Source organism: Enterococcus sp. DIV1083b, assembly GCF_051713705.1.
GTDB lineage: Bacteria > Bacillota > Bacilli > Lactobacillales > Enterococcaceae > Enterococcus_D > Enterococcus_D casseliflavus.
This window is the reverse complement of record NZ_JBIOQJ010000001.1, coordinates 2,989,794-3,004,482: the sequence shown is the minus strand read 5'-3', so window position 1 is coordinate 3,004,482 and position 14,689 is coordinate 2,989,794. Positions and strand designations below refer to the sequence as shown.

At 43.7% G+C, this 14,689-nt stretch carries 14 protein-coding genes, 1 pseudogene and 1 other annotated feature; of the genes and pseudogenes, 13 read left to right on the top strand and 2 right to left on the bottom strand.

The genetic code is table 11. The features are described 5' to 3' along the window. Positions 1–231: 231 nt before the first annotated feature. The 13 genes and pseudogenes from IGI69_RS14125 to IGI69_RS14065 all read left to right on the top strand — a co-directional run bounded on the left by IGI69_RS14125 (position 232) and on the right by IGI69_RS14065 (position 13,471). Positions 232–1,476, top strand: coding sequence for an NAD(P)H-dependent oxidoreductase (locus IGI69_RS14125; protein WP_270266821.1), 1,245 nt, complete (start codon positions 232–234; stop codon positions 1,474–1,476). Between the two features lie 79 nt (positions 1,477–1,555). After that, the gene (locus tag IGI69_RS14120) at positions 1,556–2,503 is read left to right on the top strand and encodes a sugar-binding transcriptional regulator (protein ID WP_096741715.1); all 948 of its coding nucleotides are present in this window, start codon (positions 1,556–1,558) and stop codon (positions 2,501–2,503) included. 56 nt (positions 2,504–2,559) lie between these two features. Continuing rightward, positions 2,560–3,561, top strand: coding sequence for a thiamine pyrophosphate-dependent dehydrogenase E1 component subunit alpha (locus tag IGI69_RS14115; RefSeq protein WP_438741227.1), 1,002 nt, complete (start codon positions 2,560–2,562; stop codon positions 3,559–3,561). 9 nt (positions 3,562–3,570) lie between these two features. Further along, complete coding sequence (locus IGI69_RS14110; protein ID WP_015510372.1) at positions 3,571–4,554, top strand: alpha-ketoacid dehydrogenase subunit beta; 984 nt, start codon at positions 3,571–3,573, stop codon at positions 4,552–4,554. A 10-nt stretch (positions 4,555–4,564) separates the two neighbouring features. Next, positions 4,565–5,782 carry a dihydrolipoamide acetyltransferase family protein gene (locus tag IGI69_RS14105; protein ID WP_270266822.1) on the top strand — a complete coding sequence of 406 codons (1,218 nt, stop codon included), beginning with the start codon at positions 4,565–4,567 and terminating at the stop codon, positions 5,780–5,782. Positions 5,783–5,797: 15 nt separating this feature from the next. Further along, positions 5,798–7,186: pseudogene (gene lpdA, locus IGI69_RS14100) on the top strand (dihydrolipoyl dehydrogenase). Between the two features lie 36 nt (positions 7,187–7,222). Continuing rightward, the gene (locus IGI69_RS14095) at positions 7,223–7,579 is read left to right on the top strand and encodes a PTS glucitol/sorbitol transporter subunit IIA (RefSeq protein ID WP_422704753.1); all 357 of its coding nucleotides are present in this window, start codon (positions 7,223–7,225) and stop codon (positions 7,577–7,579) included. A gap of 218 nt (positions 7,580–7,797) precedes the next feature. Further along, on the top strand, positions 7,798–8,397 hold the full coding sequence (locus tag IGI69_RS14090) for an MptD family putative ECF transporter S component (protein ID WP_010750012.1): 600 nt from the start codon (positions 7,798–7,800) through the stop codon (positions 8,395–8,397). After that, on the top strand, positions 8,394–9,095 hold the full coding sequence (locus tag IGI69_RS14085; RefSeq protein WP_016609842.1) for an energy-coupling factor transporter transmembrane component T: 702 nt from the start codon (positions 8,394–8,396) through the stop codon (positions 9,093–9,095). Before IGI69_RS14090 ends, IGI69_RS14085 begins: the two co-directional genes overlap by 4 nt. Next, positions 9,092–10,528: an ABC transporter ATP-binding protein gene (locus IGI69_RS14080; RefSeq protein ID WP_270266826.1), complete on the top strand. Its 1,437-nt coding sequence runs from the start codon at positions 9,092–9,094 to the stop codon at positions 10,526–10,528. Before IGI69_RS14085 ends, IGI69_RS14080 begins: the two co-directional genes overlap by 4 nt. 141 nt (positions 10,529–10,669) lie before the next feature. Continuing rightward, positions 10,670–11,377: a response regulator transcription factor gene (locus tag IGI69_RS14075; RefSeq protein WP_270266827.1), complete on the top strand. Its 708-nt coding sequence runs from the start codon at positions 10,670–10,672 to the stop codon at positions 11,375–11,377. Then, positions 11,367–12,725 carry a sensor histidine kinase gene (locus IGI69_RS14070; RefSeq protein ID WP_087628018.1) on the top strand — a complete coding sequence of 453 codons (1,359 nt, stop codon included), beginning with the start codon at positions 11,367–11,369 and terminating at the stop codon, positions 12,723–12,725. The genes IGI69_RS14075 and IGI69_RS14070 overlap by 11 nt, the downstream gene beginning before the upstream one ends. Before the next feature lie 107 nt (positions 12,726–12,832). Next, entirely contained in the window at positions 12,833–13,471 is a 639-nt protein-coding gene (locus tag IGI69_RS14065) for a PepSY domain-containing protein (RefSeq protein ID WP_270266828.1), read from the top strand. 68 nt (positions 13,472–13,539) lie between these two features. Here IGI69_RS14065 and IGI69_RS14060 read toward each other — a convergent pair whose 3' ends face one another. Beyond that, positions 13,540–13,710 carry a hypothetical protein gene (locus tag IGI69_RS14060; protein ID WP_008379536.1) on the bottom strand — a complete coding sequence of 57 codons (171 nt, stop codon included), beginning with the start codon at positions 13,708–13,710 and terminating at the stop codon, positions 13,540–13,542. Between the two features lie 90 nt (positions 13,711–13,800). Further along, positions 13,801–14,235 carry an acyl-CoA thioesterase gene (locus IGI69_RS14055; protein ID WP_008379539.1) on the bottom strand — a complete coding sequence of 145 codons (435 nt, stop codon included), beginning with the start codon at positions 14,233–14,235 and terminating at the stop codon, positions 13,801–13,803. 189 nt (positions 14,236–14,424) lie between these two features. Beyond that, positions 14,425–14,629 (top strand) — a binding site (T-box leader). Positions 14,630–14,689 lie beyond the last annotated feature (60 nt).

The following is a 14,689-nucleotide window of genomic DNA, read 5'->3' as shown; positions in this document are numbered from 1 at the left end:
AGCGCTTTATAAGAAAATCTTAAATTGTGAATTTGTGAAAGTCAATATGAAATTCACATATTCTTCATGTTGGAACATATGTTAAGTTTGTGAAGAAAAGGGAACGTTAGGTAAAGATGCATCGTTCGCAGCTGAATTTTATTGGAAGCGTTGACAAGAGAATCTTGGCCAACTAGTATAAGGGTGTATCATATGTTACGTGAAATATATTTTGTTAAAGGAGAGCTGAGAATGACTATTTATCAACAATTATTGGAGAGAGAAGATCACGGAATGCCAATCAAAATTGGCGTGATTGGTGCAGGTCAAATGGGCTTTGGAATGATTGCACAGATCGCGACGATCCCGGGAATGGCTGTGACAGGGATCAGTGATATTCGGTTAGATTTTGCACAAAGTGCGGCGGAAGCTTACCGTGCTTCCTCCACAAGCCAACATGAAATTCTAACAGTTACTGATTTCAAAGAGGTGATCTACTCAGAAGATGTTGAAGTGATCGTCGATGCGACTGGGGTACCTGAAGTAGGTGCAAAAATTGCGATGGAGACACTTTTGGCTAAAAAACACCTTGTTCTACTAAATGTTGAAATTGATATTACGATCGGTCCTTTGATGCATCGGCTTTATCGGACTGCCGGTCTAGTGTATACCGGATCAGATGGAGACGAGCCGGCAGCGACAACCGAACTTTTTGAATTTGCCAAGTCTATGGGGATGGAAGTTTTAGTAGCAGGGAAAGGGAAAAATAATAAACTTAACATTGCCGCTAATCCAGATACTTGTCAGGAAGAAGCAAAGACGAAAAAAATGGCTTCTCATATGCTTGCTGCTTTTAAAGATGGTACGAAGACGATGGCTGAAATGAATTTACTGTCAAATGCGATTGGCTTTGTCCCAGATAAAGTAGGGATGCACGGTGTTGCTGGTGATCAAGAGTCCGTTTTGAAGGATTTGAACCTGCAAGAAAAGGGTGGCGTACTGAATAAATTTGGGGTTGTAGAATATGTCGATGGCTTGGCTCCAGGTGTTTTTGTAATCGTCAAAGGTCAAAATGAAGGAGTCAAACATGAACTGAATTATTTGATGCAAAAAGAAGGAGATCATCATCTCTTGTATAGACCCTTCCACTTAGCAAGCTTAGAAACACCGATCACCATTGCAAAAGCTGTCTTGCAAAAAGATCATGCGATCGTTCCATTAGGGGCACCAATTTCTGAAACAGTAGCTGTTGCGAAAAAGACTATCAAACCAAGAGAGCGTTTAGATGGTATCGGCGGATATTGTGTGCGTGGAGTTTTAGAAACCCATGCCGACATGACAACAGAAGGACATATCCCGATTGGTTTGATTTCAGGAGAAGTAGTAGCAAAACGCACCATCGAAGCAGGCACATTTTTGACAGAAGACGATGTGGAGTTAGACCAATCAACAACCGTCTGGAAGCTTAGAAAATTACAAGATAGCACATTTGCGTAATTCTTTTTTGAAAATCGCCGTTTTAAAACGTGTTAAAATCAATAGTAATAAAGTATTTATACTATTGGAGGAAAAATAAATGGGCTACTCGGATGATAAACGATTACTTGTAGAATTGGCATCAATGTATTACAACGAAGGAGCAAAACAAGAAGAAATCGCCAAAAAGTTTAGTATCAGCCGCTCACTGGTCTCTAAGTATTTAGCGAAAGCACGTAGTTTAGGATTAGTAGAAATCATCATTCATGATGAATTGCTGCACCCATTTCAACAACTTGAACAAAACATTCAGCGACAATATGGACTAAAAGAGGTCATTTGTGTTCCATCGACCGGAGAAGAATCTTTAAACAAACGATTAGGCATTGCGGCAGCAAAATACCTAACGCGCATCACTAAAGCAGATGCGACGATTGCGATTTCTGCTGGAACTACGATCCATGAAGCAGCCGTCAATTTTTCTGCAAAAAACCATTTACCAAATGTGCGCTTTATCCCCTTAGTAGGTGGACTAGGCAGAGAACACGCAACTTTACAAGCCAATGTTCTTTGTGAACTTTTCGCAAGTAAGTGTGGTGCAGTTGCAGTGGAATTACATGCGCCGATCACGGTGGATTCAGCAGAGGCTCGAGAGGTCTTCTTGAATCAATCCTTTATAAAAAATGTGTTTGAAAAAGCAAGAAATGCCGATATTTCTTTGGTGGGAATCGGCGGGACGCCCGTCTATTCGACCATGACGAAAGCTTATCTTGCGAAAGAAGAGGGCATGAAGCTTGAGTTTACCAATGGGACGATCGTCGGCGATATTTGTTATAACTTTATCGACGAAGCGGGCGCACTAGTAGATTGTGAATGGAACAAACGAGTATTGTCGCTGGAGGTGGCGGATCTAAAAAGGATTCCTTTAAAGATTGCTGCAGCGGGTGGAAAGGATAAAGTGAAGGGCATTAAAGCAGCCTTAACTGGTGACTGGGTTGATGTGCTGATTACGGATGAAGACACCGCAAAGGCTCTGTTGAATGGATAGAGTGAATCCTCGTGCTGCTTAGATGAACTTTTAGGCAAAACAAAAGGAGAAAACAAATGGAAAAAACGAAGCATCTTTCGATTGAGAATAGTGCAAATCTCTCAAATGAAACATTTAAAGAGATTTTTTACAAAATGTGGGAAATTCGCTTTTTTGATGAAAAAGTAGATGAACTGTTTGCTCGAGGCTTGATCCATGGAACGACCCATTTGGCTGTAGGGCAAGAAGCGACTGCTGCAGGAAGCAGTGCCGTCTTAAAAAAGACCGATTGGATCACCTCGACCCATCGTGGGCATGGGCATACACTTGCCAAAGGAACCAATGTCAATGAAATGATGGCGGAATTGTTTGGGAGAACCACAGGGACGAATAAAGGCAAAGGCGGCTCAATGCATATCGCTGATTTGGATACTGGAAATTTGGGCGCAAACGGTATTGTTGGCGGTGGGTTTCCGATTGCTGTCGGCGCAGCTCTGACCTCGAAAATGAAAAAGACGAAACAAGTCGCTTTGTCATACGGGGGCGATGGGTCTACCAACGAAGGAAGTTTTCACGAAGCAGTCAATTTGGCTTCGATCTGGGATCTACCGGTAGTCTTTTTTATTGAAAATAATAAATATGGTATGAGCGGTTCCGTTGAAAAAATGACGAACATCCAACAGTTATCAGAGCGAGCAAAGGCCTACGGAATTGAAGGGATCACAATTGATGGAAACAATCTGATAGAAGTGATCGAGACCACCTATCAAGCAGTTGAAAAAGCTCGGCGCGGCGAAGGACCGACATTGATCGAAGCTATGACCTATCGTTGGAAGGGACATTCGAAATCAGACGCGAAAAAATACCGGACGAAGCAAGAAGAAGAGCAGTGGCGCAAAGAAAAAGATCCCATCCAACAAGCCAAAACAACCTTGATCGCAGCGGGGATTTTTACTGAAGAAGAGGCAGAGGAAATTCGAAAAAAAGCCAAGCAAGCCATCAATGATGCAGTGACATTTGGTGAAAACAGTCCCGTCGTTGCCGCGGAAACGATGTTTGAAGATGTATATGCAGAGTAGGAGGACATCATGAGAGAAATTACTTATGCGGAAGCCGTGAGAGAAGCTCTTTCGGAAGCAATGCGAGAAGACGAAGCTGTGTTCATGTTAGGGGAAGATATCGGTGTTTATGGAGGCGCTTTCGGCGTTAGCCGAGGGATGGTGGAAGAATTTGGCGAGGAGCGTATTCGATCCACCCCAATTTCTGAATCAGCAATTGCAGGTGCAGCAGTTGGCTCGGCTATGACGGGCATGAGACCGATTTTTGAAATTCAATTTTCTGATTTCATTACGATCGCCCTCGATCAAATTGTAAACCAAGCAGCAAAAATTCGTTATATGTATGGTGGAAAAGCACGAATTCCTCTTGTAATGAGAACCCCCGGTGGTTCAGGAACTGGGGCAGCAGCGCAGCATTCCCAAAGCTTAGAAAACTGGACGGCTCATATCCCTGGCTTAAAGGTGATCCAGCCAGCAACGGCTTATGACGCCAAAGGCTTACTGCATGCAGCGATTGAGGATGATAATCCAGTAATGTTCTATGAACACAAACTATGTTATCGAACCTCGTCGGATGTGCCGCAGGAAAAATATACGATCCCTATTGGGGTTGCGGATATTAAAAAAGTAGGAACAGATATTACCGTCGTTGCTACAGGAATTATGGTGCATAAAGCATTAGCTGCAGCGGATATTTTACACGAGAAAAATATCAGTATTGAAATTGTCGATCCTCGTACATTGGTGCCTTTAGATAAACAAACCATCATTGATTCAGTGATGAAGACTGGGCGTGCGGTGGTCGTGACCGAAGCAGTAAAACGCAGTGGTTTCAGTGCTGAATTAGCAAGTGTGATCTCAGAAAGCGAGTCTTTTGACTTTTTAGATGCGCCGATCGTTCGCTTAGCAGGTGCAGAGATTCCGATGCCGTATCATCCTGACTTAGAGAAAAAAGCAGTACCACAAGTTGAGGATATTGTTGAAGCATGTTGCAAACTGATGGCGGATAAATAGGAGGGAAAGTATGGCACATGAGGTTTTGATGCCTAAATTAAGCTCAACGATGACTGAGGGAACCATTACGACTTGGCTAAAAAATGAAGGCGATACGATTGCGATCGGTGATCCAATCTTTGAAGTAATGACAGATAAAATCGCCATTGAAGTAGAAGCCTATGAAGAGGGGACTCTCTTAAAGAAATACTTAGCTGATGGGGAGAGTGCGCCCGTTAATTCAATTATTGCTTATATAGGAGCAGCAAATGAAACGGTCCCACCTCAGATGCCTTCAAGTGAAGCAACTCAACCAGACCAAACTAAGCAGAACCAAACAAATACAGAAACTGAAAAGAAAGCACCTCGTACCAATGATCAAATGATGCGTACCATACGGGCAACTCCTTCGGCTAGACGTTTGGCAAGAGAGCGTGGGATCGATTTGACTACGGTTCAAGGAACTGGACCGAGAGGCAGGATCCAAGCTTTGGATATTAAGGCCATCAATAAACAACCAACTGTCGAACCACAGGTTGAGGAAGTGGTATCTGAGAGTGAGCTCATTCCATGGAGTCCGTTACGAAAAGCAATTGCAGAGAAAATGGTAGCGAGCAAAACGACCATCCCCCATGTCACCATGACAGCGGAAGTCAACTTGACGAAAGTTATTGACCTACGAAATCAGCTGTTACCGATGATCGAACAAAGAACAGGTGAACGTCTTTCTTATCTGGAAATTTTTGCCAAAGCAACCATGATTGCCTTGAAGGATTTTCCGATATTCAATGCCCACGCCACGGATGAGGGGATCAAACGGTTTTCAGCGATTCATCTTGGAATTGCCGTTGCTCTTTCAGAGGGATTAGTCGTTCCGGTCATTTCGTCAGCTGATCAGCTCGGTCTAGCTGATTTGACCACGGCAATCAAAGAGAAAACGAGAAAAGCTCGTGAAGGAACATTGACGAATGCCGAAATGTCTGGTGGTACGTTTACGATCAGTTCATTAGGAAAAACAAAGGTCAAGCAGTTTACGCCGATTATCAACAAACCAGAAGTAGCAATCTTGGGCATCGGTGGGATTTATGAAAAAGCTATCTTCAATCAGACTGCTGTCGAAGTGAAAAACCAATCCTTTGTTGAACTGAATCTTTCATTTGATCATCGTGTCGTAGATGGGGCACCAGCAGCTGCATTTTTAACAAAAATCGTGACGTTACTAGAAGATCCACTAGGCTTCTTATTGTAGAAAGTGGGGGAACTTATGGAATATAACACAGATACCTTGGTCATCGGATCAGGTCCTGGCGGGTATGTGGCAGCGATTCGGGCGGCGCAATTAGGTCAACAAGTCACGATCGTAGAAAGCAATGCTATCGGTGGGGTCTGTTTAAATGTGGGATGCATTCCTTCTAAGGCACTGATCCATGCCGGACACGTCTATCAAGAATCAAAACATAGCCATTATCTTGGAATAACCAATCAGCAGACAACATTAGATTTTCAGACACTCCAGAAATGGAAGGATGAAACCGTCGTCCAAAAGCTCACTTCGGGCATTCGTGGACTGCTACTCAAAAATAAAGTTCAAATCGTTAAAGGTTATGCCCGGTTTCTTTCACCAAATCAAGTAGAAATCAAAGGTAAGGGAGAAAAAACCATTCAGTTCAAGCAGGCGATCATCGCCACAGGAAGTCGTCCAATCGAGATTCCCGGCTTTGCATTCGGCGGCAGAATTTTGGACTCTACCGGGGCATTGTCTTTAAAAGAAGTGCCCAAAAAGTTGGTGATTATTGGTGGCGGTGTGATTGGCACTGAACTTGGAAGTGCCTATGCAGATTTAGGCGCAGATGTCACGATACTGGAAGGATCGGAGCAACTGCTTCCTTCTTACGAAAAAGACTTAGTGGCGGTGGTCGAAGCGTCCTTTGCTAAAAAAGGAATCAAAATAGTAACAGGTGCAATGGCAAAATCAGTAAAAAGCCATGATACAGGTGTGGAAGTAACGGTTCGTGCCGATCAAAATGAAACAATACTAACAGCTGATTACGTACTGGTCACAGTGGGACGCAAACCAAATACAGAAGATCTTGGTTTAGCCCAGGCGAAGATCGAGACAGGAACGAACGGCTGGATACGTGTCAATCAAAAATACCAAACGTCATAAGCCCACATTTATGCCATCGGTGATGTTATTGAAGGACCAGCACTTGCTCATAAAGCGAGTTATGATGCGAAGATAGCTGCAGAAGTCATCAGCGGGAAAAACGTAGCAAAAGATTACCGAGCCATTCCTGCAATTTGTTTTACAGATCCAGAAATCGCTACTGTAGGCAAAACTTTAGCAGAAGCGAAGACTCAAGGACTGGCAGCTGATACTGCGAGCTTTCCATTTCAAGCAAATGGTCGTGCTTTGTCACTGAACACCTACGAAGGCTTTGTTCGCTTAGTCTTTGATAAAGACTCAGAAGTAGTCATTGGTGGACAAATCGTGGGACCAGGAGCTAGTGATTTGATCGCTGAAATCACGTTGGCGATCGAATCAGGACTCACGTTAGAAGATATTGCGCTGACGATCCATGGACATCCAACACTTTCGGAAGTTATAATGGATACAACAGAATTGGCATTAGGTCTACCTATTCATCTATAACGAATAAGTGAAAAAAAGCATGAAGGAGGCATTCGATTGTATAAAAGTACGGTGAAAGAAATTGGCGAGTTGGTTGAAGCTTTTGAAGAGGAGATGTTGTTGATCCTGTTTGGTCCAGCAGCAACGGAAGAGTTGAAATCAATCTGTGTGCTTCATGAAACAATTGAACAACAAGAAAATGTTCTTCAACCTGGAGTGAAGCTTCAATTAGGCGAGGCGACCTATACGATAAATAAGGTTGGCAGTGCAGCCAACCAAAACTTTAATGAGCTAGGACATATTTCTATTTATTTTCGTGATGGAGAAAATGAAATTTTACCAGGAGCAATTCTAGTAGAACCGGGAGCTTACCCTAAGTTGACGGTGGGGGACATCATTAGAATTGGCAATTGATAAAAAATATTTACCAGAATCGTCTGCAAGTAAAGTCGCTTTTATCAGGGCATTACCTGCAGGCGATTTTTTGATGAACAATATTTGTTTACCAGTAAGCATATCACCCCATAAAAACGTCTGCTTTGTGCTATACTGAGGCTTTGTAAAAATAAGTTTGTACAAGCAAGCAGCAACGGTTTTTTCATTGATTGCTTGCAAGAAGGAGCGTATACGCAGTGAAAAAACTAAAGGTTCAAGATTTAATTGCAGTAGGGATCTATACAGCGATCTATTTTCTTTTAATGAGCGTCTGTCTATTGATTTTGCGTTTTGTGATCCCAGGTTTTCATAATTTATTTATTCCAGCAGTCACCGCTTTGTTTTCTGGCATTATCTATCTGATTTTATTGAATAAAGTACCGAAATTTGGCGCAATCACCATTATGGGTACCGTGGTAGGGCTCTTTTTTTTGATTTCAGGACATTTTCCATTGGCCTTTTTGCCCAATATGATTTGTGCCTTAGCAGCTGATTTGATCCAATACAAAACAAAGCTCAAAGGAAACGTTCGCGTACTGGCGAGTTATATCGTCTTTAGTTTTGGCTTGATGGGTCCGATCTTACCCCTATGGTTTATGAAAAATGCCTACATCGATTCATTAGTGGCTCGCGGAAAAGATGAAACCTACATTGCCGGCGTGTTTGCTCATACCTCCAATTTGATGTTAGGGCTTTGTGCACTGGCGGTTTTGATTGGTGCGGTGGCTGGTTTAGGTATCGGCAGTCGCTTGATGGAAAAACATTTTCAACCAACGATCCAATCGCATAAAGGGTGAGGAATGTGTCGAAAACAAGGTTTGATCCCCGCAGCAAATTAGCGGTGATTCTCTTTGCTAGTTTTACTATGATGGTGACCATCAGCTGGATCGATGAGTTTGCCTTTGTCACTTTCTTACTGCTGCTATTTATAGTCAGCGGCTTTTGGAAAAAAGGCTTGCTGCTCTATGGCGTGTTTGTCTTGCTGACACTGGCAGATAGTTTTTTGTTTCGCCAAGGCAACCACGTACTAATCGTGTTGCTGGATTTCTTTTCTGTCGGTTATCGCCGCTTATTGCCAACGATCATGGCGGCGGCTTTTGCCATTAGCGGGACGAAGAACAGTGAGTGGATGGCTGCGCTGCAAAAAATGCACGTGCCCAACGTATTGTTAGTTCCTTTGGCAGTCTTATTTCGTTTTTTCCCCACACTGGTACAAGATTTCAAAAGTATTCGCCAAGCGATGCGCTTTCGCGGCATCTCGCTGTCGGCAGGATCGATCTTGCTTCATCCGCTGCAAAGTGCGGAGTATTTTTTGATCCCATTACTGATGTCGGCTGAAAAGACCGCAACCGAACTGTCGGCTACGGCGCTGGTTCGCGGGTTAGCATCAGAAACTCCCCATACCACCGTCCACGAACTGAAGCTGCGCTGGTGGGATGGCTTGGTCTTTTTAGCATTAGGCGGCTTTATCGTGAAAAGGATGTGGCTTGGATGATCACATTAGAACAAGTGTCAGTGAAACGAGAAAATCAAACCGTATTATCTGAGCTTTCTTTGACAGTCGCAGCTGGGGAAGTCATCGTTTTGTGCGGCGCTAGCGGCAGCGGCAAATCGACCCTGCTCAATGTTTTGAATGGCTTGATCCCTGAGCTGTATCCCGCCGAAGTGCAAGGAAAGATCCGTGTCGGAGAAACAGACTTGCCAGTTGCCGATTTCTCCCATTATGCCCAGACGATTGGCGTCGTCTTTCAAAACCCCAAGACTCAATTTTTCACCACGGATGTCTATTCGGAGTTGGCTTTTTCGATGGAAAATGCGGGCGTTGCACCAGAAAACATTCGGCAGCGAATCACCGAAGTAGCCCAGCAGTTTTCCCTGACCCCATTGCTTGATGCTAGTGTCTTTGACCTATCTGGTGGGGAGAAGCAGCTGATTGCTCTCGCTGCAGCCACGATGTTGCCCCATGATGTGTTCTTATTGGATGAACCTTCCAGCAATTTGGATCAAGAAGCGATCCAAAAGTTGACTCAAGGGTTGGCTTCTTTAAAACAACAAGGGAAAACCATTGTGATCGCCGAACACCGCTTGGCGTATTTGGCGCCACTGGCAGATCGCTTTTGTCTATTAGAAGCAGGACGATTGCGGGCGTCTTATCCAGCAGCTCAGCTTTTGTCACTATCAGAGGAGGCAATTCACGAGTTGGGATTGCGAAAAGTAGGCGAGGCGGCAATGGAAACTCAGCACTGCCGAGAATCTTTGCCAGAAAAGACTGGATTAAGGGCAACGCATCTGCAGATTAAGCAATCGAAACGCTCAGCAAACAGCAGAAATTGGGCGCTCAACTTGCCTGAACTACAATTGCCGACGAAGCAAGCTGTGGGGATCGTTGGACCAAATGGTGCTGGCAAAAGTACGTTGGTGCAAGTCCTGTCAGGATTGAAAAAATGCCCAGAAGCAGTATTTACCATCAATGGACAAAAGCGGACCCAAAAGCAGCTGCTGCAGGAAAGCTTTCTTGTGATGCAGGATGTTAACTTGCAGCTGTTTTTTGAAACGGTGGAAAAAGAGCTGCTGATCAAAGCCCAAAACCCAGCGCGTTTTGAAGAAATTGTCTCATTGTTGCACTTAACACCACTCCTTGCCCGACATCCGCAAAGCTTGTCGGGTGGGGAAAAACAACGAGTTGCCATCGGCAGTGCCCTGCTTTCTGGTAAACGCTTGTTGTTTTTCGATGAACCAACGAGTGGGTTAGATTTGCAGCAAATGGAAGAAGTCGCAAAACTGTTGCGAACAGTCGCTAAAGAAGTTGATCTGCTAGCGGTGATCAGTCATGATCGCGAGTTTTTGGCTGAAACATGTCCTTACGTGCTTCAACTCCAACAAGGGGAACTTGTTGGCACGTATCAGCTAGCAAAAAATATGGAATAAATGAAAGACGGAGTGGACCTTGGTTCATGCCGTCTTTTTTGGTTGAACATGAAAAAATCTTCATGATTTTTTTCTTTCAATCAGTTAGGAAGTTTCGAAAAAATCCGTTATGATAGAAGCAAAACAGGAGGAGGAGCGCATATGGCCTTGAAGATCTTGCTAGTAGAAGACGAAGAAAGTTTAGCCAGTTTTATTCAGACCGAATTGACTTTTGAGGGATATGACACGGTCTGGGCCAAAGATGGGCAAGAGGCATTGACCTTGTTCAATCAGCAAGCAAATTCCTTTGATCTGATTTTATTGGATTGGATGCTGCCAATCTATGACGGCATCACAGTGGCGCGGCGGATACGCAAAGAAAGCGACATCCCGATTTTGATGATGACCGCCAGAAATCAAACCGCCGATGTGGTGACGGGGCTTGATGTCGGATTAGATGATTATTTAACGAAACCTTTTGAAATCGAAGAACTGTTTGCCAGAATTCGGGTGATCGAGCGGCGTTTGCAACGAGAAGCCAAACAACAAAAGAACCAGCAAAACCAATTAGTGGCGGGGGAGCTGATGATGGACATCGCCAAGCACTTGGTTCAGGTTGCCGGTGAAACCATTGAGTTGACGCCCAAAGAGTTTGGGATTTTATATGAATTGATGAAAGAACCCGAGGTCGTCAAAACGAGAGATGACCTGTTGAATGAGATTTGGGGCTATGAATACGACGGCCAAACAAATGTTGTAGATGTCTATATCCGCACACTGAGGAACAAGCTGGATGTTTGCGGCAAAGGCAAAATGATCGCAACCGTTCGTGGATTAGGCTATGTCTTGAGGACCGATCATGAAGAATAAGTCAGCCAACCAACGTAGAAAAACAGCCCAGTTTCAATTGACGAGCCGCTTTTCCTTGATTCTCTTTGGTCTGCTGATTCTCTTCAATCTGCTGTTTATTTTATTATCCGTAGGTTATTTGTTTGAACATATCGAAAATCGTGCCAGCAACATTCTCGAAGCCATCGAAAAAGGTGAGGCATCAGGGGATGCCTGGGACTTTCTCGTCAATGCCTATGTCTCGGCAGATGAAGAAGACGCCCTGCAAGTGATTTTAGCCGATGGCAGTGTCGTTTCATCAGAAGATGCGGAAGAGATTTTTGCCGATATCAATCAAGGGCGAGTGATTCCTTTTCTCGAAGACATCGTTTTTACAGAGGAGGGCATCTATTACACGAAAACCCAAGAAGTCGATGGGGATCAGGTGACGATCGCTATCAATGGGGAGGATAGTGTGGAATTAGCCTATGGCCTCTTTATGATCAGCAGTTTCTTGAATCTGATCGCTGTTGTCGTGGGCAGTCTGCTGATTTATTGGAGTGTCGGGAAATGGAGTCAGAAGCTTACTGGTATGGCGCAAGAAATTGCTGCCATTGAACAAAGTCGAACAGGAGAACTGACGGTTTCTGAAGAGCCCATCGAGATTCGTTCGGTGGCATTGGCCTTTAATAAATTATTGAAAGAACAGCGAGAGACGATCGAACGGGAAAAACGGTTCGTTGCCGATGCTTCCCATGAGCTGCGAACACCTTTAGCCGCGATTCGCGGACATGTCCAATTGATCCAGCGACGTGGAACCAAACATCCGGAAGTCATTCCTTCCTCAATGGCGTTTATCGACAAAGAGTCGAAGCGTTTGGAAACATTGAGCAATCAATTGCTGGACCTAGAGAAAAATCAATCCCAAGATGAAATGACCCTTGTTGATGTTTCCCAGATCGTCCGAGAAGAGTGTGAAAAACAAGCGACGATCGTTCCGCAATCGATTGAATATTTTGTGGAGAACCAATGTATGAAACGTGGGCATAAACGTGACTTCCAGCAAATCATCCAAAACCTGTTAGAAAATGCCGCGAAGTATTCACCTGCCGATCAGCCGATTCATGTGACCTTGACGCAAGAGCAGAGACAGATGTCTTTGACCGTCGCCGATTTTGGCATTGGGATTCCCGATGATAAGAAAGCCTTGATTTTCGAACGGTTCTATCGAGTAGAAGATTCTCGTTCCAGCCAGATTGCTGGTTCAGGCATCGGGCTTTCACTGGTAAAACAGCTGGCAGACAAGTATCATGCCAAAATTACCGTGACAGACAATCAACCGCAAGGCAGTATCTTTAAACTTGCCTTTCCAAATGAAAGAGAAAGATGAAGATTTTTTTAGATTTTCTTCAAGCATTTTTGATTCTTTTTCATGAGGAACTTGTTATTCTAAATATATAGAAAAAAGGAATACACAAACAATTGGAGGAATGAAACATGAAAAAAACAACTATTTTATTCGGAATTGCCGCATTAGGATTATTGGCAGGATGTACACAAAACAACACTGGAAATTCAGAACATGCGCAAAACAGCAGCTCAAGCACAGCAGTTGCCTCATCAAGTGAAACAACGTCGTCACAAGCAACAGACAGCTCTTCAAGCAGTGCAGCGATCGCCAACGGCGGCTTACCTACAGTGACCGTAGAAGAAGCGATCCAAATATTCCAAGATAAATACCCAGATGCAGCGATCACTTCGATTGATTTGGATACTTCTTTTGGCAATTACTTCTACCAAGTAGAAGGCGTGGATGACACGAATGAGTTTGAATTAAAGATTGATGCAGAAACCAAAGAAACTTCTGAAGAAAGAACGGAAAAATTGGATGCCGATGAACAAAACGGTGTCAAAAAAGATGCCGATCAATTGGACCTAACCAACTTGCTTTCATTGGAAGAAATTTCTGATATCGCCGTGAAAGAAGCTGGCGGTGGTCAAGCAACAGATTGGTCATTAGACAAAGAAATGAATGTAACCTATTGGGAAGTCAAGGTAGAAGATGGCAACAAACAAACAGATGTGAAAATCAATGCCCAAACAGGTGAAGTACTAGAAACCGAATTGGATGATTAATCCTGCTTCGCAGTAAAAAAGATAAGCCGCTATCGTCTATGCGCCAAAGACGATAACGGCTTATTTTTTTACGTATGCTGTTTGACTTCAGTTAACGGTTTGACGCGACCACCAATTTTATCTGCAAATGCTTCGGACTGCTTCCGATCTTCAAAGACCCATAACTTGTCTGGAATTTTTTCACGAGTGCGACGACCATCTTTGCCAATGTAACCATGCAAAACTTTAATCACGTACATCGCCATCATCCTTCCCTGAAATTACTTTTGATTATACGAAAGCCGTTTCAAAAAGCAAGGATTTTGACTTAAATGAGTGATCAGAATTGATTATTCCCCTGACAGGGCAGCATAATCAGCAAATCGTTGATGGATTTCAGGAAAACTACGCTTCAGCTGCACGATGCGATTGGTCTCTTTTGCTAAAAAACAATGCTTTGAAGTCCCCGTCGTTGCCAACTGACCGTCGCTAGTTTTGTAGATCTCATAGCGAAAATCCAAACGCGTGCCAGTATATTTGTCGACCAAAACATCGATTCGCACCTCATCTTCGTAGCGAATCATCGTTTTGTATTGCGCACTGACTTCCAGCACGGGAACGATCAAGCCAGCTTCTTCGATCGTATGATACGGTAAATCCAAAAACGCCAGTAATTCCACGCGGGCTTCTTCAAACCAGCGGATATAATTGGCGTGATGGATGATCGCCATTTGATCGGTCTCATAGTAGTGTGGTTGACGGATATAGCCTGAATATAAAGACATAAAAACAGCTCCTTTCATAGAAACAAAACCTTCGTTATTCAGCATAACGCAAAAAGGAAGAAAAGCAAACAGAAGGAGAGCTTCTTTGTGTTGACCACTAGAGAAAATGCTACTAGAGAGCAGCGGAGTGAAAAAGACAGTGAAACACCTTGACTTTTTCATAGCTTTCTTGTAGTTTATAGATAATATCAAAAATCAGTGAAGGATCGAGTACTTTATTCTATTCCTTAAAAGAGAAAACTGCCCCGGCTGAAAGCAGTTTAGGACGTGTAAAGGAAAGACAATCTGGAGATGAACAGAAGAAAAGCTGTTCCGTGACCGAGCGTTAATCGAGAGGAGAAGAACATTTCTCGAATTTAGGTGGTACCGCGTGTAATCAAAACTCGCCCTTGTATAAAAAAACAAGGGCGAGTTTTTTGCTGTGAATCACTATGATTGGCTTGCGGAGCAAGAC